Origin of the sequence: Streptomyces luteolifulvus (assembly GCF_008806595.1) — a bacterium.
Taxonomy (GTDB): Bacteria; Actinomycetota; Actinomycetes; order Streptomycetales; family Streptomycetaceae; genus Streptomyces; species Streptomyces luteolifulvus.
This window is the reverse complement of record NZ_VZRB01000064.1, coordinates 1-24755: the sequence shown is the minus strand read 5'-3', so window position 1 is coordinate 24755 and position 24755 is coordinate 1. Positions and strand designations below refer to the sequence as shown.

The 24755-nt window shown below is 69.6% G+C and carries 18 protein-coding genes and 1 pseudogene; 5 read left to right on the top strand and 14 right to left on the bottom strand.

All coding sequences use genetic code 11. The features are described 5' to 3' along the window. The 5 genes and pseudogenes from F7R91_RS40285 to F7R91_RS40265 form a co-directional block, all read right to left on the bottom strand. Window positions 1-183, bottom strand: a pseudogene (locus F7R91_RS40285) (DUF475 domain-containing protein); the annotation flags it as partial. After that, window positions 180-581, bottom strand: a complete 402-nt coding sequence (locus F7R91_RS40280) for a universal stress protein (protein ID WP_150958658.1) — start codon at window positions 579-581, stop codon at window positions 180-182. The gene F7R91_RS40280 and the pseudogene F7R91_RS40285, both read right to left, overlap by 4 nt. A gap of 14 nt (window positions 582-595) precedes the next feature. Next, window positions 596-2095 carry a tripartite tricarboxylate transporter permease gene (locus F7R91_RS40275; RefSeq protein ID WP_150958656.1) on the bottom strand — a complete coding sequence of 500 codons (1500 nt, stop codon included), beginning with the start codon at window positions 2093-2095 and terminating at the stop codon, window positions 596-598. Beyond that, window positions 2095-2628: a tripartite tricarboxylate transporter TctB family protein gene (locus F7R91_RS40270; protein WP_150958654.1), complete on the bottom strand. Its 534-nt coding sequence runs from the start codon at window positions 2626-2628 to the stop codon at window positions 2095-2097. The genes F7R91_RS40275 and F7R91_RS40270 overlap by 1 nt, the downstream gene beginning before the upstream one ends. Beyond that, the gene (locus tag F7R91_RS40265; RefSeq protein ID WP_150958652.1) at window positions 2625-3635 is read right to left on the bottom strand and encodes a Bug family tripartite tricarboxylate transporter substrate binding protein; all 1011 of its coding nucleotides are present in this window, start codon (window positions 3633-3635) and stop codon (window positions 2625-2627) included. The genes F7R91_RS40270 and F7R91_RS40265 overlap by 4 nt, the downstream gene beginning before the upstream one ends. 97 nt (window positions 3636-3732) lie before the next feature. On the opposite strand from F7R91_RS40265, the gene F7R91_RS40260 reads away from it, so the two are divergent. After that, complete coding sequence (locus tag F7R91_RS40260; RefSeq protein WP_150958650.1) at window positions 3733-5418, top strand: sensor histidine kinase; 1686 nt, start codon at window positions 3733-3735, stop codon at window positions 5416-5418. Further along, window positions 5415-6092 carry a response regulator gene (locus F7R91_RS40255; protein WP_150958648.1) on the top strand — a complete coding sequence of 226 codons (678 nt, stop codon included), beginning with the start codon at window positions 5415-5417 and terminating at the stop codon, window positions 6090-6092. The genes F7R91_RS40260 and F7R91_RS40255 overlap by 4 nt, the downstream gene beginning before the upstream one ends. A 207-nt stretch (window positions 6093-6299) precedes the next feature. Here F7R91_RS40255 and F7R91_RS40250 read toward each other — a convergent pair whose 3' ends face one another. Genes F7R91_RS40250 through F7R91_RS40240 form a run of 3 tightly spaced genes read right to left on the bottom strand, consistent with a single transcriptional unit; the run spans window position 6300 to window position 13630 of the window. Further along, window positions 6300-7091 carry a leucyl/phenylalanyl-tRNA--protein transferase gene (locus F7R91_RS40250; protein ID WP_150958646.1) on the bottom strand — a complete coding sequence of 264 codons (792 nt, stop codon included), beginning with the start codon at window positions 7089-7091 and terminating at the stop codon, window positions 6300-6302. Beyond that, window positions 7085-10393: an amino acid adenylation domain-containing protein gene (locus tag F7R91_RS40245; RefSeq protein ID WP_191971870.1), complete on the bottom strand. Its 3309-nt coding sequence runs from the start codon at window positions 10391-10393 to the stop codon at window positions 7085-7087. The genes F7R91_RS40250 and F7R91_RS40245 overlap by 7 nt, the downstream gene beginning before the upstream one ends. A 60-nt stretch (window positions 10394-10453) precedes the next feature. Then, window positions 10454-13630, bottom strand: a complete 3177-nt coding sequence (locus F7R91_RS40240; protein ID WP_150958642.1) for a putative bifunctional diguanylate cyclase/phosphodiesterase — start codon at window positions 13628-13630, stop codon at window positions 10454-10456. Window positions 13631-13994: 364 nt separating this feature from the next. On the opposite strand from F7R91_RS40240, the gene F7R91_RS40235 reads away from it, so the two are divergent. Further along, window positions 13995-15185, top strand: coding sequence for an MFS transporter (locus tag F7R91_RS40235; protein ID WP_191971869.1), 1191 nt, complete (start codon window positions 13995-13997; stop codon window positions 15183-15185). Between the two features lie 50 nt (window positions 15186-15235). Here the strand turns inward: F7R91_RS40235 and F7R91_RS40230 are convergent, their stop codons facing one another. The 5 genes from F7R91_RS40230 to F7R91_RS40210 all read right to left on the bottom strand — a co-directional run bounded on the left by F7R91_RS40230 (window position 15236) and on the right by F7R91_RS40210 (window position 20164). Further along, window positions 15236-16195: a hypothetical protein gene (locus tag F7R91_RS40230; protein ID WP_150958638.1), complete on the bottom strand. Its 960-nt coding sequence runs from the start codon at window positions 16193-16195 to the stop codon at window positions 15236-15238. A gap of 11 nt (window positions 16196-16206) precedes the next feature. Then, a complete protein-coding gene (locus tag F7R91_RS40225; RefSeq protein WP_150958636.1) occupies window positions 16207-17679 on the bottom strand; it encodes an APC family permease in 1473 nt (490 codons plus the stop codon). A 293-nt stretch (window positions 17680-17972) separates the two neighbouring features. Continuing rightward, the gene (gene sthA, locus F7R91_RS40220; RefSeq protein ID WP_150958634.1) at window positions 17973-19376 is read right to left on the bottom strand and encodes a Si-specific NAD(P)(+) transhydrogenase; all 1404 of its coding nucleotides are present in this window, start codon (window positions 19374-19376) and stop codon (window positions 17973-17975) included. A gap of 64 nt (window positions 19377-19440) precedes the next feature. Next, window positions 19441-19818: a nuclear transport factor 2 family protein gene (locus F7R91_RS40215; RefSeq protein WP_150958633.1), complete on the bottom strand. Its 378-nt coding sequence runs from the start codon at window positions 19816-19818 to the stop codon at window positions 19441-19443. A gap of 139 nt (window positions 19819-19957) precedes the next feature. Beyond that, entirely contained in the window at window positions 19958-20164 is a 207-nt protein-coding gene (locus F7R91_RS40210; protein ID WP_150958631.1) for a hypothetical protein, read from the bottom strand. Window positions 20165-20368: 204 nt separating this feature from the next. Between F7R91_RS40210 and F7R91_RS40205 the strand changes: the two genes are divergently transcribed. Continuing rightward, entirely contained in the window at window positions 20369-22639 is a 2271-nt protein-coding gene (locus F7R91_RS40205) for an MMPL family transporter (RefSeq protein WP_150958628.1), read from the top strand. Window positions 22640-22710: 71 nt separating this feature from the next. Here F7R91_RS40205 and F7R91_RS40200 read toward each other — a convergent pair whose 3' ends face one another. Then, window positions 22711-23598, bottom strand: coding sequence for a Gfo/Idh/MocA family protein (locus tag F7R91_RS40200; protein ID WP_150958618.1), 888 nt, complete (start codon window positions 23596-23598; stop codon window positions 22711-22713). A 215-nt stretch (window positions 23599-23813) separates the two neighbouring features. Between F7R91_RS40200 and F7R91_RS40195 the strand changes: the two genes are divergently transcribed. After that, the gene (locus F7R91_RS40195; protein ID WP_150958616.1) at window positions 23814-24632 is read left to right on the top strand and encodes an SAM-dependent methyltransferase; all 819 of its coding nucleotides are present in this window, start codon (window positions 23814-23816) and stop codon (window positions 24630-24632) included. The last annotated feature ends 123 nt before the right edge of the window (window positions 24633-24755 follow it).

The following is a 24755-nucleotide window of genomic DNA, read 5'->3' as shown; positions in this document are numbered from 1 at the left end:
CCAGAAGGCGTTCATCTTCTGCAGGATTCCGGCGTTGACGACCGCGTTGTCGAAGGACAGCGAGATCTCCAGGACCGACAGGATCAGCACGATCCCGAAGGCCTCCCAGCCCCACTGCCACGCGGCGAAGGCCAGACCGAGCGCGGTGACGGCGAACGACCAGCCGAACGTCTTCAGGATCATTCCTGACCTGCCGCCTTCACCGCGAGAACCGGGCAGCCTGCTCCCAGCAGGATCTGCTGCGCCGCGGAGCCCATGATCAGCTTTCCGACCGCGCTCCGGCGGCGCAGCCCGATCACCACCAGGGAGACGTCCGCCTGCTCCGCCAGCTCGATGATCTCCTCGGCGGCGTCGCCGCCGCCGAGCACCTGGCGGAGGTCGAACTCGACGCCCAGCGCGGCCAGATCCTCGCGGACATGGGCGAGATCGGGCTCCTGCGCGAAACGCGGGTCCACCAGGGCGTCCCCTCGCGAGGTGTTCACCACCAGCAGCTTCTCGTCGCGCAGCCGGGCCTCGTCGATCCCCGCCCGTAGCGCGGCCTCACCCTCGGGTGACGGTACGTATCCGACCAGTACGGTCATGTCAGCTCTCCCTCTCAGGCACTTCGCTCACGCAGCGGACGTACGGCGAATTTCCGGACGAGCGGCCAGACGAGCACCAGGGCGATCGTCGTGTAGACGGCGTAGGACACCGGTCCGCCCACCAGCCCCGACAGTTCGCCGCCCGACAGTTGCAGGGAGCGCCGGCCCTGCAGTTCGGCGCGCGGGCCGAGGATCACGCCGACGATCAGCGGCAGCACCGGCAGTCCGAAGCGCCGCATCGCGAAGCCGAGGATTCCCAGCACCAGCAGCAGGAACAGGTCCAGGGGCTGTGCGTTGACGGCGTACGCACCCATGGACGCGAAGAACAGGATTCCGGCGTAGAGATAGGGGCGGGGTATCTGCAGCAGTTTCGCCCAGGCGGGCGCGAGCGGCAGATTCAGCAGGAGCAGCAGCAGATTGCCGATGAACAGGCTGGCGATCAGCACCCACACGAGGCTCGCCTCGCGCTCGAACAGCAGGGGGCCGGGCTGGATGCCGTACGACTGGAACGCGGCCAGCATGACCGCCGCGGTCGCGTTCGTCGGGAGCCCGATGGCCAGCATCGGGACCAGGGTGCCCGCCGCGGAGGCGTTGTTCGCCGCCTCCGGCCCGGCCACTCCCTCGATCGCGCCCTTCCCGAACTCCTCGGGGTGCTTGGTCAGCCGCTTCTCCGTCGCGTACGACAGGAAGGTCGGGATCTCCGCGCCGCCGGCCGGCAGCGCACCGAACGGGAAGCCGAACGCCGTGCCCCGCAGCCAGGGCTTCCACGACCGCTTCCAGTCCTTCTGGCCCATCCAGGGCCTGCCGACCGGGATGACCTCGGCGGGCCTGCGCCGCAGATGCGCGGCCACCCACAGCGCCTCGCCGACGGCGAAGATCCCGACCGCGACGACGACCACGTCGATCCCGTCCGCGAGCTGGGGGATGCCCAGCGTGAGCCGCTGCTGCCCGGACACCGCGTCGATGCCGACCAGGCCGATCGTCAGACCCAGCAGCAGCGAGATCAGGCCCCGGATGCGGGAGGAGCCCAGCACGGAGGTGACCGCGATGAAGGAGAGCAGCATCAGGGCGAAGTAGTCCGGTGCGCCCAGGCTGACCGCGAAGTCCACGACGACCGGGGTCACCAGCACCAGCAGCAGCGTGCCGATGGTGCCCGCCACGAACGAACCGATCGCGGCGGTGGCGAGCGCCTGCGCCGCCCGTCCGGCCTTGGCCATCTTGTTGCCCTCGATGGCCGTCACCACCGAGGACGACTCCCCGGGGGTGTTCAGCAGGATGGAAGTGGTCGAGCCGCCGTACATGCCGCCGTAGAAGATGCCGGCGAACATGATGAACGCCTGCACGGGCTCCATGCCGTAGGTGACCGGCAGCAGCAGGGCCACGGTCATCGCCGGGCCGATGCCCGGCAGCACGCCCACCGCGGTGCCGATGACGACGCCTATGAGCGCCAGCAGCAGGTTCATCGGTGCCAGGACGTCCGCGAAGCCCTGCATGAGGTTGTTCAGGTTGTCCATCACAGGATCCCTTGCAGCACACCGGCCGGGAGGTTCACTCCGAGCCCGATCGCGAAGGCGTAGAACGTGGTGAGCGACAGCGCCACCGCGATCAGCAGACTGCGGACGTAGTGCCGGTTGCCGAGGGCGAAGGCCGTCCCCCAGAACAGCAGCGTGCCGCTGATCACCCAGCCGAGCTGTTCGATCAGCACCGCGTTCACCACGAACGCGCCGACCAGCAGCAGCACCGTGCGCCAGTCGCTGCCCGTCGACAGGTCGACGTCCTCGCCGGCCTCCGGCTCGCCGCGGCCGCCCCGGGCCACGTCGACCGCGTACAGCGCCGCGACCACCAGCAGCAGGACGCCCAGGATCACCGGCACCGCGCGCGGACCGACCGGGTCGGTGCTGCTGGTGATGTGCGGGATCCCGAGCCCGTCCACGATCACCGCGGTGCCCAGCAGGGCGAGGAACGCGCACACTCCGTACTGTGCGCGGTCCCCGCCCCGGGGCGGACGGGTGCGCTCGGCGCTCCGTTCGTCCACGTGGGTGCTCATGCCAGTCCGAGCTCTGCCAGCAGGTCGGCGACGGCCTTGTCCTGGTCCTTGAGGTAGGTGCCGAACTCGTCACCGGTGACGAACGCGTCGGTCCAGCCGTTCTTGGTCAGCTGGGCCTTCCACTGCTCCGAGTCGTGCATCCTGGTCAGCGAGTCGATCCAGGTCTGCTTCTGGGCGTCGGTGATCCCGGGAGGGGCGACGATGCCGCGCCAGTTGGTGAAGACCAGGTCGATCCCGGAGTCCTTGAGGGTGGGGGCGTCCTTCACCGCGTCGATGGGCTTCTCGCTGGTGACCGCCAGGACCCGCACCTGTCCGGCCTCGATCTGGTCGAGGAACTCGCCGAACCCGCTGGCGCCGAAGGCGACCTTGTTGCCGAGGATGGCGGGCAGGAGTTCACCGCCGCCGTCGTAGGCGACGTAGTTGACCTTCTTCGGCTCGATGCCGACCGCCTTGGCCAGCTGCATCGGCAGCAGGTGGTCCGGGCCGCCCGGCGACGAGCCGCCGCCCACGGTCACCTTCTTGGGGTTCTTCTTCCAGGCGGTGACCAGGTCGTCGATCGTCTTGTACGGGGAGTCCTTCGACACGACGATCGCGCCGGCCTCCTCGATCAGCCTGGCCAGCGGCGTGGTGTCGGTGAGGGTCGCCTCGGACTTCGAGGTGTACGCGGAACCCACGACCCCCAGGCCCATCTGCATGGCCAGCTTGCCGTTGCCCTTCTCGTTCACCAGGCGCTGCAGGCCCACGGTGCCGCCGGCGCCGGGCAGGTTGTACACCTGGACCCCGGTCGCCGTCTTGGAGTCCTGCATCACCTGGGCGACGGTCCTGGCGGTGATGTCGTATCCGCTGCCCGGAGTGTTGGGCACCATGAGACGCAGCCCGGAGACGGGCTTGGAGCCCACGTTCCCGCTTCCCGAGTCCTCCTTCTCGGCGGTGGCGCCGCAGGCGCCGGCGGCGAGCATCGACACAGTGGCAAGAGCTCCGAGAAGTGCGGCTCTGCGAGTTCTCATGGCTCATCTCTTTCGCTTGGGCGAGTCCGGCGCCATGATTGTGCGATCCCTCAGACAGCCCGTCTCCGTTGTGTGACCATTGAAGGTTGAGTTCATTGTGGTCATGACGTCCCGACGTCATACGCTCGCCGGTGAGCTGCTGGTTCTGCAGCTCGCCATCGTGGTGATCGTGCTGGCGGCGGTGGCAGCGGTGTCGCTGGCGCAGTCGAAGGCGACGTTCGACCGCGTGGAGGGCCGGCGGGTGACCGCCCTCGCCGAGGAGATGGCCGGAAACCCGTTGCTGCGCACCCAGCTCACTCTGCCCGCCCCCGGTGAGACCCTCGCCCCGCTGCTGCAGTCCGCCAGGACCCGGTCGAACGTCACCTCCGTCACGGTCGCCGACGCACGCGGGGAGATCGTCGCCGCCACCGATCCCACACTGGTCGGGACCCGGCTGCCGGTCGAGGGGCCGAGCGTCGCGCAGGCGCGCGGCTGGTCGGGGGAGCTGTCGGTGGACGGGGTGCGCGAGCTGGTCGCACAGGTCCCGGTGCTCGGCGAGCACCGCGAGCAGGTGGGCCGGCACCTCGGCACGGTCATGATCGGACGCGCCTCGCCTTCGGCCTGGCAGCGGCTGAGCGGCGCCTCCTCGTATCTGCTCGCCTACCTCGGCACCGCGAGTGTCCTGGGGATCGCCGGGTCCTGGCTGCTGGCCCGGAGGATCAAACGCCAGACCTTCGGCCTGGAACCACGCGAGATCGCGGGGCTCGCCGAGCACCGTGAGGCGATGCTGTTCGGGATCGCAGAGGGTGTGATCGCGCTCGATCCGCGGCTGCGGCTCACGCTCGTGAACGAGGTCGGCCGCAGACTGCTCGACCTTCCCGAGGACTGCGTCGGGATGAGCCTGGCCGATCTCGGGATCGAGGGCAGGCTGTACGACGTATTGGCCGGAACCGGAACTGGAACCGGTACCGGGAGCGGGAGCGACGACGGCGACGGACAGGACACCGGGCGCCGCGACGAGGTCGTCGTGCGCCGGGGCCGTGTGCTGGTGATGAACCGGATGGACGTCACCAAGGACGGCCGCCGGCTGGGCTCGGTGACGACCCTCCGCGACCGCACCGAACTGGCCCAGCTGGAACGGGAGTTGGGCTCGTTCCGCAGCAGCACCGAACTGCTGCGCGCACAGGCGCACGAGTTCTCCAACCAGCTGCACACCATCTCCGGGCTCATCCAGATCGATGAGCACGACGAGGTCGTACGGTATGTTCGCGCCCTGCGAAAACATCGCGAGTCGCTCGATCTGACCCTCACCAGCCGGGTCCGTGACCGCGCCCTCGCCGCCCTGCTGATGGCCAAGTCCGCGCTCGCGGCGGAGCGCAGAGTCCAGCTGCGGATCTCCGAGCGCACGGCCCTGGACAAGCTGGAGCCGACGGACTCCGCGGACGTGGCGACGGTGCTCGGCAATCTCGTCGACAACGCCCTGGACGCGGCCGCGGCCGGGGACCAGGAGGGCGACGCCTGGGTGGAGGTCGAGCTGCGCCAGGACGCCTCCAGCGTGGAGATCGTCGTACGGGACTCCGGCCCCGGCGTGGCTCCCGAGCTCGCGCAGGAGGTCTTCTCGCACGGCTTCACCACCAAGGCCGCGCAGGGAGGCGACCGGGGGATCGGACTGGCGCTCACCCGGCTGGTCTGCAAACGCCGTGGTGGTGAGGTGTCCGTGGCGAACACAGAGACAGGCGCCGTGTTCACGGCCTGGATGTCCGTGGGCCAGCTGGCCGAGCGGGAGACGGAGGAAGTCCGATGATCGACGTTCTCGTGGTCGAGGACGACTTCATGGTGGCGCGCATCCACCGCGGATTCGTCGACAGTGTCGAGGGCTTCCGTGTGGTCGGAACGGCGAACTGCGGCGAGCAGGCGCTCACCGCCGCCGCCGAACTCCAGCCCGACCTGATGCTGCTCGACCTGTATCTGCCCGACATGTTCGGACTGGACGTCGTCCCCCGGCTGCGGAGCGCAGGCCACGACTGTGACGTGATGGTGATCAGCGCCGCCCGGGAGGCGGAGGCGGTCCGCGGTGCCGTCCGTCAGGGCGTCGTGGACTACCTGCTCAAGCCGTTCGACGCCGGGGACCTCAGGGACCGGCTGGAGCGCTACAGCGCCCGGCGCACCAATCTGTCCGCCGCAACGGTCAGCGGGCAGGCCGATGTGGACCGGGCGCTGGGCCGGGTCGCGGCACCCGCGGTGACGCCCGCTCTGCCGAAGGGCATGAGCGTGGAGACCTCGGAGCTGGTCGAACGCGCCCTGCGCGAGGCCGGCGGGACGTTGTCCGCGGCCGAGTGCGCGACGGAGGTCGGCATCTCCCGCGTCAGCGCGCGCCGCTATCTCGAACACCTCACCGTCACCGGCAAGGCCGTCGTGTCGCTGCGCTACGGCCAGGCCGGCCGCCCCGAGCGCCGCTACCACTGGCACACCCGGTAGGTGCCGGGCAGTTCCGTCACCGGGTCCGTGCCCGGAGGGGCGACCGGGGAGCCGGCGGAAAGAGGTAGTCGGCAGCGGCGCGGTGGGCGCGTTCGAGATCGGGTCGACCTCGTAGACGTGCTCGGCCTCCGCCGCACTGGTGGTCTTGCGGTCCGTACCAGCAGCCGGGACGGGCTCGCCCGTCAGCCCGAGACGTGGTGAAGGCGGTCAGCCCGATGCCGCCGGCTGGGCGAGACGGCTGGCGGGCAAGGTGGCGGCGGGCATCGGGACGCTTTCGCTCGCGGTGCCGCGCAGTTGCCGGATGTACTGTTCGCGCGATACGAGGACGCCGCCCAGGCTCTGGACGTGCGGGCTGTCCCGCTGCGCGTCCAGCAGGACGCCGCCGGCCTGTGCGAAGCGCTCCGCCAGGTCGGTCACCGCGACCTTCGAGGCACCGGGACGGTGGAAGAACATCGAGTCCATGCTGAAGACGGATCCGAGCTGGAGACCGAAGACACCGCCGATGAGTTCACCGTCCTCCCAGACCTCGACGCTGTGCGCATGTCCCAGTTCGTGCAGCCGGACCAGGCTGGCGATCAGCTCGTCGGTGAGCCACAGGGGGATCCGGTCGCCTCGGCATGCGCGGACGACCCCTTCGAACTGCCGGTCCAGACTGGTCGACCACGGCAGCCGGTTGCGCAGCTGCCGGGCGAGGCTCCGGCTGAGGTGCGTGGCCGTGACGGGCAGCACGGGTCTGGGGTCGGGGGACCACCAGGAGACGGCGTAGGGATCGGCCGCTTCCTCACCCACGAGCGGGATGCGGCCCTCCTCCACCTGGTCCGCGAAGACGACCTCGTTGAGGGTGCGGGTGTATTCGTCGGATGCGGGGAACGGATAGACGCCGACGCGGTACGCCGCCAGAAGGCTGGCGGGAGAGAGGTCGGCGGAGAAGGCCACCGGACCGTCGGGCGCCGCGTCCAGCACGTCGAGGCCCTCCCAGCCGGGGCGCCTGCTCACCATCGTGCCGCTCCGGTGCCCCGGCTCACCACCGGCCTGACGTAGTCGGCGTGCTGGAGGTAGTCGATGTAGTGGTCCAGCATCTCCGCGTCCACCGGCGGTATGTCGATCCCGGCGTCCCGCAGCACCCGTTCCGCGTTGTCGCGGGTGAACTCCGGGAAGACGCCCTGGAAGTACATTTCGCTCACGGTCATGTCGGCAAGGGCGCACCGGTCGACGAAGAGCGGGACGAACGGGGTCATCGGGTCGGTGGGGTGCCCGGCCGCGTACTTCACCAGAGCGGCGATCCACTCGGTGTACGGGATCTCCTGCACTGGGTAGCCCTGCTTGCGCAGCCGCTCGGCAAGTGAACTCAGCAGCGTGGACCGGGGGTTGGTGAGATGGTAGACCTCGCCGCGGGCGGGCAGCCGGGTGGAGATGTGGCCGACCGCGCGGGCGAGGTCGTCGGCCGGCACGAAGTCCAGCGGCAGCCGGACGTCGGGGCACAGCCCGGTCCGTGCGATGAACCCGAAGAGGGCGGCCATCTCGCTGCTGGTGTTCATCACGCCGGTTCCGCGGCGGCCCGTGATGTCCATCAGACGGTAGATGACGACCGGCAGGCCCGCTTCGGACGCCTTGTGCAGCAGCGCCTCGCCGACCCACTTGGATTCCACGTAACCCACCGACAGGTGCTCGGGGAAACGCAGCGGAGTGCTCTCCGTGACCTCGTGCACCCCGGCCGGTCCGAATCCGGCGATCACCGCCATGCTGGAGGTGAAGTGGACGGGGACTGCCCGGTCGGCGGCGAGGCGGATGATCTCGTACGTTCCGTCGATGTTGGCCGGACGCAGGTCGTGGTACGAGTAGATGAAGTTGACCAGGCCGCCGAAGTGGTAGACGGCGTCGACGGTCGCTCCCAGCTCCTCGAACCGCTCGGGAGACAGCCCCAGTCCGGGCTGGCCCAGGTCGCCGACGACCGGCTGGACACGGTCGCTGGTCAGATCGCGGTGGACGTGCCGCTGGTGGCCGGCGCGCAGTCGCTCCATGCCGTCCTGCTCGTCGGAGGCCCGGACCAGGCAGAGGACCCGTCCCGTCGTCCTGCGCAGCAGTTCGTCGACCATATGGGCGCCGCAGAACCCCGTCGCCCCGGTGAGCAGGACGTCGCCCAGATGCGCGGGGTCCGGGGCCGGCGCGGCACGGCGCACCGTCGGCATGCGCCGGGCGGTCTCGGCGGCGAAGTCGACGCTTCCGCCCTCCGGGTGCGCCAGTGTGCCCGCTCGTGCCTGGCGCACGGACTCGGCGAAGGCGGAGAGCATCGGCTGCCGCAGCAGTGAACGGGTCAGGTCGCGGATCTGTGAGACACCGATGCCGAAGATGACCCGGGTCCGGGCGAGCATCTCCATCGCGAGCAGCGAGTTCCCGCCGAGCTCGAAGAAGTCGTCGTGCGGACGGACGGCGTCCACACCCAGGATCTGGCCCCACAGCAGCGCCATGCCCTGCGGCACCGGACGGTCGTCGGCGCCGGTCGTCGGCACCGCGGTCTTGGGTTCCGGCACCGCCTTGCGGTCGAGCTTTCCGCTGGGCGCGACGGGCAGTTCCTCCACCGAGTGGAAGGCTGCCGGGATCATGTAGCCCGGCAGGACCTCGGCGAGCGCGGACCGCAGCTGGGCGCGCAGCGCCGCCTCGCCGCCGGCCGGGAGCCCGGCCGGTGTGTAGTACGCGATGAGGGCCCGGTCGCCGTTCTCACGTGCCCGGGCCACGACCATCGCCTCGCTGATCTCCGGGCGGGAGACGAGCGCGGCCTCGATCTCGGCCGGGTCGACCCGGAATCCGCGGATCTTCATCTGGTCGTCGACCCGGCCCAGGATCTCCACGTTGCCGTCCGGGCGGCGGCGGCCCAGATCCCCGGTGCGGTACATCCGGTCGCCCGGCGCCGAGCCGTGCGGGTCGGGGAGGAACTGCCGTGCGGTCAGGGCGGGTTGCCGCCAGACACCGCGTGCAAGGCCGGGGCCGCCGATGTAGATCTCACCGCGCTCGCCGGTCGCCACCGGGCGCAACTCGGCGTCGAGTACGTGGACATGTTCCCCCTCAAGGGGTGTGCCGACCGGGGCGACGGCCGTGTCCGGCGCGGTGAGCACTTCCTCGTTCAGATCGCAGAGGGTGGAGGTGATGGTGGTCTCGGTGAGCCCGTAGGCGTTGATGAGCCGGGCGCCCGGGATCCGGCGCAGAATGGCGCGGCAGTCCTTCGAGGTGATGATCTCGCCGCCGACGATGACGAGCCTCAGCGACGCGAGCTCGTCGCGTTCGGCGACGGAGACGATCCGCTGCCAGTAGGCGGGGGTCAGGTCGGCCACGGTGATCCCGTACTCCGGGAGACGGTGCAGCAGGTCGGTGGGCGCCCACGTCTGCCGGCCGGCCAGGACCAGCGTCGCGCCGCTGATCAGCGTGGCGAAGATCTGCTCCAGCGAGGTGTCGAAGCCGAGCGCCGCGGCGTGCAGGACCCGGTCGTCGGGCGTGAGTTCGTAGGCCCGGGCCACCGCGGTCAGGGAGTGGGTCAGCGACCGGTGGGTGATCATCAAACCCTTGGGGGGCCCGGTGGATCCGGAGGTGTAGATCACATAGGCGAGGTCGTCGGGCCGCGGACCGTGCACCGGCCGCTGCCCCTCTTCTCCCGCATCTCCCTCGTCTCCCGCCCGCCCCTCCGGCGGTGCCGGCGTGGCCGGTTCCCCGATGTCGACGATCCGCGCCTCGCACCCGTCGAAGATCGGGGCGTGCTCGCTGCCGGAGACGATGACGCGTGAACCGGTCTCCCCGACCAGCGCGATCGCCCGCTGCTGCGGAGTCGCCGGGTCGAGGGGCAGGAACGCTCCGCCGGATCGCAGCACCGCCAGCAGCGCGACGATCAGCTCGGGCACCCGGTCGAGGCACACGGTGACCACGGACTCCGCGCCGACGCCCGACTCCCGCAGCCGCCGGGCGAGCCGGTCGGCGCGGCCGGTCAGTTCGGCGTAACTGAGCCGCCCCTCGTCCGAGAGCACCGCGAGTGCGGAGGGCTGATGGCAGGCCCGCTCCCAGACCAGTTCGGGCACGGTGCTCGGCCCGGTCTCCAGGGGCGGCCCCTCGGTTCGGGCGCTCGCGGGCCGCATGTCGGTCCACCGGCGCTCGACGACGCTCGCGCACCCGGCGGCCGACTCCGGTCCGCCGGTCCCGCTCCACCCGGCGGGAATCGGGAGCTCGGCGGGCCAGATCGCGTACTGCTCCTCGTCGTTGCGCAGTACGACGCACCGGGCAGCCGGCTCTTCCGGTGGGTGATCACGTTCCGTCACCTTGGGTCTCCTGCCTCGCGCTATGTCCTGCGGCACGTCCCTCGCGGGAAACGGCTGTCATCACCGCCTTCTCTTCGCGGGCGTCGCGCGGATGTCGGCCAGGCGGCCGAGCGGCGGCGAGAGGATGAGCTGCTCCGCCTCCTCGGCGCTGACCGGCTCGGCGAAGAGGTATCCCTGGGCGAGCCGACAGCCCATGGAGATCAGCAACTCCTGCTGCCTCACGTTCTCCACTCCTTCGGCGATCACCGTGAGGCCGAGCGTGTCCGAGAGATGGGTGATGCCCTCGACCAGGGCGTACTGCTCGGGCGAGCGTCCGAGTTCGTCGACGAACGACTTGTCGATCTTGAGGATCGAGATGGGGAACTCCCGCAGATAGCTCAGCGACGAGTAACCCGTTCCGAAGTCGTCGATCGCGATGCGGATACCGAGGTCGGTGAGCGCACTCATCTCGGCCAGAATACGTTCGTCGTTGTACATCAGCACACTCTCGGTCAGTTCCAGCACGAGAGCCGACGGTTCGATGCCCGAGAGGTCCAGGGCGCGCCGGACCACGTTGTAGAACTCGTCGTCCCGGAACTGACGAGGCGACACATTCACACTGATGTAGGGCTCTTTGCGGCCGGACGCGTCGTGTCGCACGGAGGTCTGCATCCGGACCGCCTCCGCCGTGGCCTGGTCGAGCACCCAGGCGCCGAGCGGCACGATCTGCCCGCTCTCCTCGGCCAGCGTGATGAACTGCTCCGGCAGCACCATGCCGCGAGTGGAGTGGGGCCAGCGAACCAGCGCCTCGAAACCGGCGATCTGACCGGTGGTCAGCTCCACGATGGGCTGGTAGAGCACCAGGAAGGACGTCTCGATCGGTGAATTGTCCAGGCCCTCCTGCAACTTGGCGCGCTCGGCCATGCCGCTCTGCAGCTCCGGCTGGTACTTGCGCCACTGGCGCTTGCCCGCCGTCTTCGCCGCGTACAGCGCGAGATCGGCGTGGGTCAGCAGCTCGACCGAGTCGATGCTGTCCTCCGTGGTCGCGACGCCGATGCTGGCGTATGTGCTCACCGGTCCGACACTGAGCCGGAACGGCTCGGCGAACACGGTCATCAGGTGTTCGGTGAACCGCTCCACGCCCTCCGGGCCGACGGAACCCTCCACCAGGAGCGCGAACTCGTCACCGCCGATGCGCGCGGCGGTGTCGGAGGCACGGACGGTGGTCGACAGCCGCAGCGACAGCGCGACCAGGAGTTCGTCACCCACACTGTGGCCGTGAATGTCGTTGACGACCTTGAAGTCGTCCACGTCGACAAAGAGCACGCCGACCACCGTGCCGTCGCGCTGGGCCTGCACCAGTGCGTGGCTGACCCGTTCCTGGAAGAGCACACGGTTGGCCAGGCCGGTGAGCGAGTCGTGGAACGCCTGGTGGGTGAGCTCGCGTTCGAGCTTGCGCTGCTCGGTCACGTCCCGCAGGGTGAGCACCACCCCGCCGACGGTCGTCTCCTCGCGCAGGTCGCTCCACCTCACCTCGACCTCGATGGACGCCTTGTCGGCGCGGATCATGCGCCAGTGCTCGCGCATGGTCTGGTACTCACGGCTCCGTATCCGGCCGAGCGTCTCGACCACTGCGCGGCTGTCCTGCGGCGGCACCAGATCGATGAGGTGGGTGCCCTCCAGAGCGGGCAGGCCGAGGACCTGATCGGCGGACGGGCTGGCGTAACGGACCCGGTCGTCCTCGTCGAGGATGAGGATGACGTCGGACGCGTTCTGCACCAGCGTACGGAAGTACATCTCGCTGTTGCGCCGGTTGACTTCCTGAGCGAGGGCCACCCGGGCCACGGCAAGTGCCGTCTGCGCGGCGAGGGTTGCCAGGGTGTCACGGAGCACGAGCAGCTCCTGCTCGTCGCCGGGCACGATCAGCGTCCCGATGAGGGGGTCGCCGGACGGGTGATCCTGCGCGGTGAGCGGGCAGACCAGTGCATGGCTGGCACGGTCCGGCTCCTCGTCCGGGGTCTTGAGGCAGGCGACCAGATCGGGTCCGACGGCGTCGAAGGCCATCAGACGGTTCTCGCCGGACGCGGTGAGTTCCCGCACTGTCGCCTTCACCCGCCTGGACACGGGCCTTGCTATGTCGCTGTGCGCGCCGTTCACCCAGAGGGTGTCGTCCGGCATGGTGAGCAGCGCCGAACGCGGCGGGCTGTGCCGCACCAGCTCCGACACCGCGGAGTGGACGGCGGCGGCCACATCCCGCACTTCGCCCGCCCCGCCCAGCGAGGACACGGCGATGCGCAGCACCTTCTCCCGGCCGACCGCCTGCCGGTGGGTCGCCACCACGCCTGCCAGCCGGTAGAGCACGAGGATGAAGAGCACCGCGGAGAACACCCCGATGACGCCGACGTTGGCGCTCACCCCGCGCACCGCCTCGATCAGCAGGATGGTCGGCGCGATCAGAGACGCAAGGGTGAGCAGACTGAGCCGGCCGATGCCCGTGTCGCCGCGCCCCTCCACCGGTTCGGTCAGAGTCCGCATCGAGGGATGGAGCGCAGCGGCCGCCCAGGCGCCGTACAGCACGGCCCAGCCGAGTTCGACCGCCGTACCGGTCTGCCAGGTCCCGTGCAGCTGGATCAGGCCGTACATCACGTCTGCGACGAGCAGGCCGACGGTGCCCGCGGTGAGCAGCATGAGCGCGGGGCTCTTGCCACCGCGGCCGGCGAGCAGACGCAGCAGCATCGCCAGGACGAGGATGTCGCCGAGCGGATAGGCGATGGAGAACGCCTTCTGCACCCAGGTGAGACCCTCGACGCGGGCGAACGGATCGATGAGGAAGAGCCACGACAGCAGCGCCAGGCCCACGGTCAGCGTCAGCGCGTCGACGAGGCTCGCGCGGTCGCGCCACCCCGTGCGCCAGTGGACGAAGCCCAGCAGCCCGGCCGCATACAGGGGATATGCCGCCAGATAGAAGCCGTCGGCGAGTGACGGAAACGGCATCTCCTCGTGGAGCAGCTCGATGAGGATGATCTGGGTCGCCTGGCCCGCGGCGAAGGCGAAGTTTCCGGCGGCGAGCAACAGCCAGGGGAGCTTGTGCGCAGGCCGGTTGAGAAAGACGCCCAGGATAATACCGAAGACGCCGACCGCTCCAATTCCTACGAAGATGAGCCGCTGTTCCGGAAATGTGTAGTAGAGCGCGATCAGCACGACGATACAGGCGCTGACGGCGGCCATTGCGGCCTGGCTTCGCAGTCGCGGGTTCACCCAAACTCACCTCCAGGGAGGGCCACTCATCGGCGGACCGAGCTGGGCGAACGGCACCGGGTGAAGGCGGAGAAGCCCGTGGGACCGGGCCGAAAGAGGAGGAATTCTCCGGGGTGCCGGGACTCGGCCCCGGTTGCCGGTATACGCGGTTGCCGGTATACGCGGTTGCCGATATAGGGGCTCCTTCTCGCCAAGACATCGACGTGTCTTCCATCCAGCTTACCCGGCTCGCCATTTCCCGCACGCGCACGGCGGGATACCGGCTCGCGTCGCGCGACACCGCGGCATGCGTGAAAATGGAGGACGCGGAAACCGGACCGGATCCGCCGAGCGACGATCGGCTCCTGACGGAGCGTGGAGTCCCATGCTCTCCGATTACCGCCGGATCTTCTCCCCTGCAGGCACTCTGCTCTTCTCCGGGGCGGGTTTCATCGCACGCCTTCCGCTGTCGATGATCGGCGTAGGCATCATCACCATGCTTTCGCAACTCGGCGGTGACTACGCGCTCGCCGGCTCGGTCTCCGCCACGCAGGCACTCGCCGGCGCGGCGATCGGACCGCAGATCTCGCGGCTGGTGGACCGTCACGGCCAGCGACGGGTGGTCCTCCCGGCGACGGCAGTGACGGTCGCCGCCATCGGTGCGCTGCTGTTGTGCGCCCGGTACTCCGCCCCGTACTGGACGCTGTATGTCGCGGCGGCCGTGGCGGGCTGCATGCCCAGCATGGGCGCGCTCGTCCGGTCCCGCTGGGCGGAGGTACACCGGGAGTCGCCGCGGCTGCTGCACACCGCCTACTCGCTGGAGTCGGTGCTCGACGAGGTGATCTACGTCGTGGGCCCGGTGCTGGCGATCGGGCTGTCGACCGGCGTCAGTGCCGAGGCGGGGCCGCTGGCGGCCGCCGTGCTGCTCGCCGTCGGTGTCCTGCTGTTCGCCGTCCAGCGCCGTACGGAACCGCCGGTGCGCCCCCAGCCGCAACACGCCGGGGGCAGCGCGCTGCGCATCCCGGGACTCGGCCTGCTGGTGCTGACGGTGACGTCGGTGGGCGCGGCCTACGGTTCGGTGGAGGTCGCGACCGTGGCGTATGCCGGGGCACACGACCACAAGGCGCTCTCCGGCCTGCTGCTGGGGGTGTACGCGCTCGGTTCGGGCCTGGCGGGCGCGGCCTTCGGTGCGATCAGGCCGCGGGGGTCGATCACGCGGCGCCTGCTGGTCAGTGTCTGCGTGATGGCGGTGACGATGACACCGCTGCTGTTCGCGCCGAATCTCGCGGCGCTGGCGGCCATGCTCTTCGTCGCGGGCGTGGCCCTCGCGCCGACCCTCATCACCACGATGGGCATGGTGGGCCAATTGGCCCCGTCCGGTCAGCTCACCGAAAGCTTCACCTGGATCGTCTCGGGCCTCTCCGTCGGGGTCGCCCTGGGCTACGCCGCGTCGGGGTGGGTGATCGACGTGGCGGGAGCCCCGGCCGGCTACCGGGTGCCGTGCGCGGCGGCCCTGCTCGCCGCCGTGACACTCCTCCTCGCCCTGCCCCGCCTGAACCGCGCCGGCCCGGGCTGAGCACGGCCGCCGGCGCGTCCATCCCCGCGCCGGGTGACCTGCGCCGGCTCTCAGGCCCGTACGCGCAGTTCCTTGCGCCACCTGACGAACTGCTGCTCCGGATTGCCCGTGTACGACCACGGAGTTCGCGTGGCCCGGTTCCCGAGCATCCTCAGGAGGGCGGCGGCGACGTCCTGGACCCCCGCCTGACAGGCGGCGTGCGTCAGGTAGTTGAGGTCGCGCAGTTCGCCGGGCCGTAGGTCGCCCTGCTCCCGGCCCATGATCCAGCGCTGCCAGGTGCGCCGTACGTCGCTGACGGCACCGTCGTGCCCCCAGTGCTGCCCGAGGCCCACCGCCGACTGACTGCCGTGCGCGGCGTCCAGGGCGTACCGGTACTCCTCGACCCGGGCGTACTGCACCAGCACCGGCAGGCCGCAGCCGGGCGGTGCCACACCGGCCGCGTCGCGGGCGAAGTCGTACATGAGGCCGTGCGAGCCGTGCCAGCGCGAGGAGTAGTAGTGCAGCACCTGCAGATGGCCCTCCACGCTGTACGGGTCACGCCCGTGCAACTCGTCCCACCAGCGCGCCAGTTCCTGTCGGCGCACCCCGGCCGCATACAGCCGGGCGACGGAGATCAGGGAGATCCATGGTGTCGGGTCGTCCTGAAACTCCTCCGCGGCCTGCAGGCACGCCATCACCGCGGTGTCGATGCGCTGCTGGTCGATCGGTACGCCCCGGCCCGCGGCGATGGCCACATTGAACGCCCGGGCCGTCTCCGTCGCCGCCCGCAGCACCAGTGCGTCGGCGCTGCGCGGTTCGGCGGCCACCCAGGACTCGGCCGTCGAACTGCTCGCGCAGGCCTGCGCGAGCAGCCGGACCCGGTGGCCCCGGGCGAGCCAGTCGGCGCCGGTGACACGCAGCAGGTCGCGCACACCCTGCCAGCGGCCGATGACGATGTCGTGGCGGGCCGAGCTGAGGGCCTCGTCGCCGCAGTCGGGGTCGAAATCGGGGGAGAAGCGGTCTCTCGCCATCGGGATTCCCCTCAGAAGTCGGTGGGGAGGCCCTCGTGGACACGGGAGTCGGGGTGCGCGGCCTCGTCGGGGACGTAGTCGGCCTCGACGGTGCGGGAGGCGTCCAGCTTGGCGGGCCGGTAGTACTCGCTGCCCTTCCTCCAGTACCAGAGCATGGGGATCAGCCCGACGGCGAGCCCGCCGATGCCGATGTTCACCGCCGCGGTGCTCAGCTCGCCCAGCGACTCGAAGAAGATCCAGAACATGAACAGCGCGCCGAGCAGCGGCCACAGCCCGCCGAGGATGAAGTTGGCCGCCGAGGTCAGCAGCATCTTGCGGTACGCGACGACCACCGCGAGACCGGCCAGCCCGTAGTAGACGGCGATCTGCAGGCCGATCGCCGAGATGGCGTCGGAGAGAATGTCACCGACCGAGCCCAGGGCGTTGGAGGCGATGAGCATCATCAGCGCCACCGTGCCGACCACGACGATCGCCACCCAGGGGGTGTTCCACCGGCGGTGCACCCGGCCCAGGGCGGAGGGCATCGTACGGTCGCGGCCCATGGCGAACAGGGAACGCGTGACCTGGATGAGCGTGGTCTCCAGCGTGGCGATGGTGGACAGCATCACCGACACGATGAGCAGCTTGCCGCCCCAGCCCGGCCAGATCTCCTCGCCGAGCACGGCCAGCACGTTGGCGTCGTTCTCCTCGATCTGCGAGGAGGAGAGGATGACGTTCACCGCGATGGTGAACACCTCGAACAGCAGGAAGACGATGCCCAATCCGATGAGCCCCGCGAGACCCGTCGTACGGCGGCTGTTGCGGGTCTCCTCACTGAGGTTGCTGGTCACGTCCCAGCCCCAGTAGTAGAACGCGGCGATGAGCGCGCCCGAGGCGAATCCCGCCATCCCGTCGAAGTGGCCGAAGCCGAGCCAGGACCAGTCGAAGGTCCGGGCATTGCCCGTGTGCAACAGCGCCAGCACCGCGAAGATCGCCAGGATGACCAGTTCGATCCCGGACATGACCAGCTGGGCGCGCACGGTGAGCCGGGCACCGCCGAGCACCACCAGCAGCATGATCACGAACCAGGCCGCTCCGACCGCCGTGGACAGGGCGGTGTTCTCCGCGAGTTGCTCGTCGAACAGGGCGAGCGTCATCGACCCGGCCGGCAGGGAACCCGCCACCATGAAGATGGTCGCCGAGATCACCAGCGCCCAGCCGCTGATGAAGCCCAGGAAGGGGTGGAGCGTACGCCCCACCCACGAGTAACTGGCACCGGCGCTCACGTCGATCCGGCTGAGATAGCTGAACGCGAGCGCTATGCCCAGCATGGGTATCGCGCAGTACAGCAGGGCCGCCGGGCTGGCCAGGCCCACCGCTCCGACGAGGACCGCGGTCGTCGCCGCCAGCGAGTACGCCGGGGCGCTGCCCGCGACGGCCATCACGACGGTGTCGAACGTGCCGAGGGCGTTGGCCTGCAGCCCTCTGCCCCTGCTGTAGCTCATGGATGCGCTGCTTTCGTCTTGCACGACGCAAGGGCGGGGCCCCGACGGCGTAAAGGGTGGGGGGTTGAACCCGCCCAGGACCGGCGAGGGTTGGCCTCGGGTCGAAGACGGCACAGAGGGCAGCGGCCACCGTGCTGCCTCATCGTCTACAGACGGTGACCACATGTGTGCGTGTGATGATAGCTGTGCTCATTGGGCTTTCAAGATTGACCGGAGAGTAATCTTCCGATCCGTCGAAATATTTCGAAGCCCCTTCATCCGCCGCTCCGGCGGCGTTCGCCCGGGGACCCGGCTCAGTCCCCGATCCGGTCGATCTGGCGGAGTTTGTTCGTTGCGTCCAGCGCCGCGACCTTGTAGGACTCCGCGAGCGTGGGGTAGTTGAACACTGCATTGACCAGGTAGTCGACCGTGCCGCCGCAGCCCATCACGGACTGGCCGATGTGGATGAGCTCGGTGGCCCCGGTGCCGAAGCAGTGCACGCCGAGCAGCGTGCGGTCCTCGGGGGAGACCAGCAGCTTCAGCATGCCGTGCGCGTCGCCGATGATCTGCCCGCGGGCCAGCTCGCGATAGCGCGAGATGCCCACCTCGAACGGCACACAGTCCTCGGTGAGTTGGTCCTCGGTGCGGCCCACGAAACTGATCTCCGGGATGGTGTAGATGCCGATCGGCTGGAGGTTGTGCATCCGTCCGACGGGCTCGCCGCAGGCGTGGTACGCGGCCGCCCGGCCCTGCTCCATCGAGGTCGCGGCCAGCGCCGGGAAGCCGATGACGTCGCCGACGGCGTAGATGTGCCCCGCCTCGGTGCGGTAGTGCTCGTCGACCGTGATGCGGCCGCGCCGGTCCGCGGTCAACCCGGCCTTACCGAGGTCGAGTTCGTCGGTCAGGCCCTGCCGGCCGGCGGAGTACATCACGGCGTCGGCCGGTATCTTCTTGCCGCTCTCCAGGACGGTGAGCGTGCCACGGGGATGCCGCTCGACCGCGGCCACCGTCTCGCCGAAGCGGAACGTCACGGCGAGGTCCCGCAGGTGGTACTTGAGCGACTCGATGACCTCGACGTCGCACATGTCGAGCATGCCGGCACGTTTCTCCACCACGGTGATCTTGCTGCCGAGCGCGGCGAACATGGACGCGTACTCCATGCCGATGACACCCGCACCGACGATCACCATGGAGCGCGGAACCCGTTCGAGGGCCAGGACGTTGTCCGAGTCCATGATCGTCCGGCCGTCGAACTCGACGCTGTCGGGCCGTGCCGGCCGGGTGCCGGTGGCGATGACGATGTGCTCTGCGCTCAGCACCCGTTCATGGCCGGTGATCTCGCGCAGGGTGACCGTATGGGGGTCGATGAACCTCCCGGTTCCGGCGAACAGGGAGACATGGTTGCGGGACAGCTGGCTGCGGATGACGTCCACCTCGCGGCCGACCACGTGCTGCGTGCGGGCGGTCAGGTCGGCGACGGTGATGTCCTCCTTGAGCCGGTAGCTCTGTCCGTACAGATCGCGCTGGGTGAGTCCGGAGAGGTAGAGGACCGCCTCCCGCAGCGTCTTGGAGGGGATGGTCCCGGTGTGGATGGAGACCCCGCCGACCATGTCGGGGCGGTCGACGACGGCGACCCGGCGGCCCAGCTTGGCCGCGGCGATGGCGGCCTTCTGGCCACCCGGACCGGATCCGAGGACGAGCATGTCGAAGTCGGGCATCTTCCGGAGTCTGGCAGCGCGGAGCCTCCTCGGGAAGGGTGAACCCGCAACCACCGGCACCCCCCTACGGTGCCCGCGGAGGCAGCCCGAGCGTGTGGCGTGTCCGCGGGGTGTCCGTGTAGACCCGCCACTCGGTGACGAGCGTGCCGGTGACGCGGGCGGTCCAGAGCGCCGGGCCCGCCAACTCCGGCTGTGAGCACACGGAGTACCCGGAGACCGTGACGACGTCGCCTCGTACCGTCAGGTCGGAAAACACAGTGCGGTAGTCCGCGAAGGCCGAGAAGAATCCGCGCCACGCCTCGGCACACGCCGGTTTCCCCCGGACGGTGCCGCCCTCGGTGTCGACGAACGTGTGGTTCTCGGACATCAGCGAACAAAGCCCCACGAGCTCCTGGCCGTTGATCGGGGCATTGAAGCGCTCGACGAGCTCCACCGGATCCATTCCCCGCACCTTCCCGCCGCCGACCGGCACCGGTGGCCGTTCCCGGACGGTCGACCGCCCGGGCGGTACGGCCACGGCGGCAGTCGACCCGCACCGGCAATGCGGCTACGGCACCAGTCGACCCGCACCGGTAGTGCGGCTAGGGCAGCAGCTTCTCGAGCGCGACGGGGCCTTCGGCCTCCAGCTTGCGCCGGGCCCATTCCAGGGTGCGCGGGGAGAGGTCCTTGCCCGAGGCGAGCACCAGGTCCTCCGGTGACACCTCGGTGCCGGTACGGGTGTGGAGCAGGTCGTCCGGGGTGGCGCGGTCCTCGGACGGCCCTGACGACTCGGGCTGTGACGTCGGCATGATCTCTGCTCCTCGGATCCGGATCGTTCTGCGGACCCGGTGCTGTCATCGGGTCCCTTATCAGCATTCGACGGGGAAGCGCGGCATGCATCCGGAAACGCCCACACCCCGTAGCCCGGGTGATTTACCCGGGATGCCCGGATGATCTGGTTGACGTGTAATGGGGGTAATTATCGACCCGGCCGACAGGGGAAGACCAGGCCCATGGCACGTACCCGCAGCAGCGACGAGGAGCGGGGGACCGATCGACCGGGGAGCCTCAGGAGGCTGGGCCAGTGGTGCGCGCGCCACTTCGTGATCGTCATCGTGGGCTGGCTGGTCGCGCTCGTCGCCCTGCAGGTCCTCGACCGTGCCTACGGCGGAGAGTACTCGGACAACTTCGATCTGCCCGGCGTGCAGTCCACCGAGGGCCTGGACGTCCTGAAGGAGCACGACCCCGCCGCGGGCGGCTACAGCAGCCAGATCGTCATGCACGACGACGACAAGGCCCTGTCCTCGGTGAGCTCGCAGATGTCGACCACGGTCAGTGACCTGCAGAAGCTGCCGCATGTGCTGTTGGTGCAGAACCCGCTGTCCGCCGCCGACTCGACGACACAGTCGCAGCCGAACGTCGGACCCGTGTCCACCGACGGCAAGACCGCCTACATCACCATCCGCTTCGACGAACAGCCCTCGACTCTGGGTGACGACTACCTCAACGGTGTGGACGACGCCGTAAAGCCGCTCAGGTCGGCCGGTGTCGACGTCGAGTACGGCGGACCGCTCGGCGAGCTGGCGCGGCCCGCCGCCGACGACCGGGTGAGCGAGCTGATCGGCTTCGGGGTGGCGATCGTCGTCCTGCTGATCGGCTTCGGCAGCGTGATCGCGGCCGGACTCCCCCTCGTGAGCGCACTCATCAGCGTGATCTGCGGACTCGCCATCCTCGGGCTGATCGCCGCGGCCTTCACCTTCGCCACCGTCTCGCCGACCCTGGCCACGATGATCGGTATCGGCGTCGGCATCGACTACTCACTCTTCCTGATCACGCGTCACCGGCAGAACCTCATGGACGGCGCGGACCCGGTGCGCTCGGCCGGCCAGGCCGCCGCCACCAGCGGCCGCGCCGTCCTCGTCTCCGGCACCACGGTGATCATCGCGCTCTTCGGTCTGTACGCCTCCGGAGTGTCCTTCATCGGCAAACTCGGACTCGCCGCCGCGATCACGGTCGTCACCGCCGTCCTGGGCGCCCTGACCATGATCCCCGCCCTGCTGGGGCTCGTCGGCAGCCGGATCGACCGCTACACGGTGCGCCGCCCCGTCGCCGAGACCGACGCCGCCCCGGGCTCCGAGCCCCAGGGCACCTGGCATCGCTACGCACAGCGGGTGGAGCGTCACCCGCTGAGCTTCCTGACCGCGGGTGTGACGGTCGTCGTGATCCTCGCCATCCCGCTCTTCTCCATCCAGCTCGGCCACATCGGCGACGGCGCCGACCCCACGTCCTTCACCGACCGGCGCGCGTACGACCTGATGACCGACGCTTTCGGCCCGGGCTCCAACGGTCCGCTCACCGTCGTCATCGACCAGACCTCCGTACCGTCGTCGCAGCGCTCCGACCTGCAGTCCAAGGCCCAGCAGACGCTCGACGGCGTGTCGGGCGCCTACAAGGTCACCCCCCTTCAGCCCACCAGCGACGGGGACGTCCTCATCGCCACCGTCTACTCGGACCAGTCCCCGCAGGACGCCGACACCACGGACCTGACGAACCGTCTGGTCGACGACACCCTCCCCGAAGCGGTCTCCGGAACGGACGCCAAGGGCTATGTCACCGGGACGACGGCCGCGCAGGTCGACTTCCGCGACATCGTCGCCAGCCGGCTGTTCGTGATCATCCTCGTCGTCGTCGGTCTGGCCTTCCTGATCATCCTCGCCGTCTTCCGCGGCCTGCTCGTCGCGGTCAAGGCGGCCGTCCTCAACGTGCTGTCGATCGCGGCTTCGTACGGCGTCGTCGTCGCCGTCTTCCAGTGGGGCTGGGGCGGCCCCGCATTGGGCGTCAACGGCAAGGTGCCCATCGAGAGCTATGTGCCGATGATGATGTTCGCGATCATCTTCGGGCTCAGCATGGACTACGAGATCTTCCTGCTCTCCCGGGTGCACGAGGCGTGGCTGCGCACCGGGGACGCCAAGGGGTCGGTCGCCCACGCCCTGGAGATCACCGCCCGGGTGATCACCTGTGCGGCACTGATCATGGTGAGCGTGTTCTCCGCGTTCATCGTCAGCGACAACATCGTGGTGAAGATGATGGGCCTCGGCCTGGCCGTGAGCGTGCTCATCGACGCCACGGTCGTACGTCTGCTGATGGTCCCGGCGGTCATGACGCTGCTGGGCCCGCACGCCTGGTGGACACCCCGGTGGCTGGACAAGATCCTGCCCCACATCGACGTCGAGGGAGAGCACGAGAAGCCCGCGGTCAGCGGGACTCCGGCTTCGCGGGCTTGAGATGCCCCGTGGAACAAGACGACGATGCACACGGGAGGAGCGGGAGGCGGTCTCGAAGGGAGCTCCTGAGCTCACCTGAGCTCGCCGGCGGCCGCCAGGGCTTCCGCCGCGGCGAGTATCTCGGTGACCCGCAGGCCGAACGCGGCGTCACAGGCGTGCGGGCGGCCGGTCCGCGCGGCGGCCCGCAGCGCGTCCGCGGCCCGGACGAAGGCGTCCACGGCGCCTTCGCCGCTCTCCGGCAGCAGCGTCACCCCGGCCTCGCCCCGCAGCTCGACGACGGCACCCGCCGCGGCCGGAGGGGCCGTCAGGCTCAGAGTGAGGGTGCTCGACGCGCCGCCGTCGTGTTCGAGGACCACATGGACGGTGCCCCCGGGCGCGTGGGCCGCGGCCACCGGCCGGGCGTCGCCGAGCACCGGCAGCAGCACCGACAGGGCATGCGGACCGACGTCCCACAGGGCCCCCTTCTCCCGCCGCCAGGGCGAGGCCGCGAAGGGACTGTCGCTGGTGAACACCGCACCCAGCCACTGTGCCCGGGCGGTGAACCAGCCTCCCGTGGCGGCCTGTTCGGTGATCCACGCCTCGGTGCCGGCACGGAAGCGGGTGGTGAAGAAGACGACCGACGCCACACCGGTCTCCTGGGCTGCCTCGACCACGGCCCGGCCCTGTTCGACGGTCGGTGCCAGGGGCTTGTCAAGGAGCAGATGGCACCCGGCCCGCGCGGCCCGCACCGCGAGCTCGGCCTGCACGGCCGGGGGCAGGGCCACGGCGACCACGTCCACCTCGCCGAGCAGCGCGTCCACATCGTCGTACGCCCGTGTGCCGTGCTGCTCGGCCAGTTCCTTCGCCGCGTCGGCGCGACGGCCCCACACTCCGGCGAAGTCCAGTTCCTTGTGCAAGCTCAGTGCGGGGGCGTGCACCATCCGGGCCCAGGGGCCGGTGCCGAGCAGTCCGATGCGCATGCCGCCGCCTCTCCATGTCGCGAGCCCGGTCACAGCCGGTCCGGAGGCGAGCGTTGCACACGGGAGGGGGCGGTGCGCAAGACCTCGGGATCAAGGTGCCGGACTGCTCGGCGCAGCCGGGTTTGCGCATTTGCCGACACCGCCGATCGTCCGGTCCCTAGGATGGATTCCCAGTCAGGCCAGGCCAGTTGGCGCGGTCCGTATCTGGGGGAGCGATGCACACCGAACGGCATCTGTCCACGTCGATCGATCCCACCGTGCCGACAGCAGCGCGGATGTACGACCACTACCTGGGTGGCAAGGACAACTACGCCGCCGACCGGGCGGCCTGCGAGCAACTCGACAAGGTCGTGCCCAGTACCCGGCGTCTTGCGGTCAACAACCGGCGCTTTCTTCAGCGGGTGGTCAGGACACTGACGGCCGACCACGGAATCCGTCAGTTCCTCGACCACGGCTCCGGCCTGCCCACCCAGGACAATGCGCACCAGGTCGCCCAGCGGATCGATCCCACCTCGCACGTGGTCTACGTCGACAACGACCCCATGGTCCTGGTGCACGGCCGGGCGCTGCTGGAGCAGGACGAGCGCACCGCCGTCATCCAGGCGGACATGCGCGACACGGAGGAGATCTTCGCGCATGCCGAGACCGAGCGCCTGCTCGACTTCTCGCAGCCCGTCGCCGTGCTCTTCAACTCGGTGATGCACTGCATCCCCGACAGCGAGACGGACGGCCCCGTCGCCCTGGCCCGCCGAGTGGCCGGCCGGCTGGCCCCCGGCAGCTTCCTGGTGATGTGCCAGCTGGTCAGTGAGGATCCCGAAGTCCGGGCGTTCGTCACCGACTTCATGGACAAGGCCACCCAGGGCCACTGGGGCCGGGTGCGTGAGGAGAAGGACGTCGCCGAGCTGTTCGAGGGCCTGGAGATCCTCGAACCGGGCCTCGTGGAGGTCTCCACCTGGCGACCGGACACCGAAGTGGCACCCCGTCAACTTACCCGCGAATGGATCGAGTTCGGCGGAGTGGGCCGTATTCCCTAGATGATCTATTCCAAGGGGTGCCCGTAGAGACGTGAACGAGGGTGTCCAAGATCGTTGTGTGACGAACAACCTGGACACCCTCGCGACCGCACTCTACGTGAGAACCGACGACCTGCTGAAAGC

Bases quoted from the DNA above. Each gene is read 5' to 3' on its own strand.
- F7R91_RS40280 (WP_150958658.1), bottom strand. From the start codon at position 581: ATGACCGTACTGGTCGGATACGTACCGTCACCCGAGGGTGAGGCCGCG.
- F7R91_RS40275 (WP_150958656.1), bottom strand. From the start codon at position 2,095: ATGGACAACCTGAACAACCTCATGCAGGGCTTCGCGGACGTCCTGGCA.
- F7R91_RS40270 (WP_150958654.1), bottom strand. From the start codon at position 2,628: ATGAGCACCCACGTGGACGAACGGAGCGCCGAGCGCACCCGTCCGCCC.
- F7R91_RS40265 (WP_150958652.1), bottom strand. From the start codon at position 3,635: ATGAGAACTCGCAGAGCCGCACTTCTCGGAGCTCTTGCCACTGTGTCG.
- F7R91_RS40255 (WP_150958648.1), top strand. From the start codon at position 5,415: ATGATCGACGTTCTCGTGGTCGAGGACGACTTCATGGTGGCGCGCATC.
- F7R91_RS40250 (WP_150958646.1), bottom strand. From the start codon at position 7,091: ATGGTGAGCAGGCGCCCCGGCTGGGAGGGCCTCGACGTGCTGGACGCG.
- F7R91_RS40235 (WP_191971869.1), top strand. From the start codon at position 13,995: ATGCTCTCCGATTACCGCCGGATCTTCTCCCCTGCAGGCACTCTGCTC.
- F7R91_RS40230 (WP_150958638.1), bottom strand. From the start codon at position 16,195: ATGGCGAGAGACCGCTTCTCCCCCGATTTCGACCCCGACTGCGGCGAC.
- F7R91_RS40225 (WP_150958636.1), bottom strand. From the start codon at position 17,679: ATGAGCTACAGCAGGGGCAGAGGGCTGCAGGCCAACGCCCTCGGCACG.
- sthA (WP_150958634.1), bottom strand. From the start codon at position 19,376: ATGCCCGACTTCGACATGCTCGTCCTCGGATCCGGTCCGGGTGGCCAG.
- F7R91_RS40215 (WP_150958633.1), bottom strand. From the start codon at position 19,818: ATGGATCCGGTGGAGCTCGTCGAGCGCTTCAATGCCCCGATCAACGGC.
- F7R91_RS40210 (WP_150958631.1), bottom strand. From the start codon at position 20,164: ATGCCGACGTCACAGCCCGAGTCGTCAGGGCCGTCCGAGGACCGCGCC.
- F7R91_RS40205 (WP_150958628.1), top strand. From the start codon at position 20,369: ATGGCACGTACCCGCAGCAGCGACGAGGAGCGGGGGACCGATCGACCG.
- F7R91_RS40200 (WP_150958618.1), bottom strand. From the start codon at position 23,598: ATGCGCATCGGACTGCTCGGCACCGGCCCCTGGGCCCGGATGGTGCAC.
- F7R91_RS40195 (WP_150958616.1), top strand. From the start codon at position 23,814: ATGCACACCGAACGGCATCTGTCCACGTCGATCGATCCCACCGTGCCG.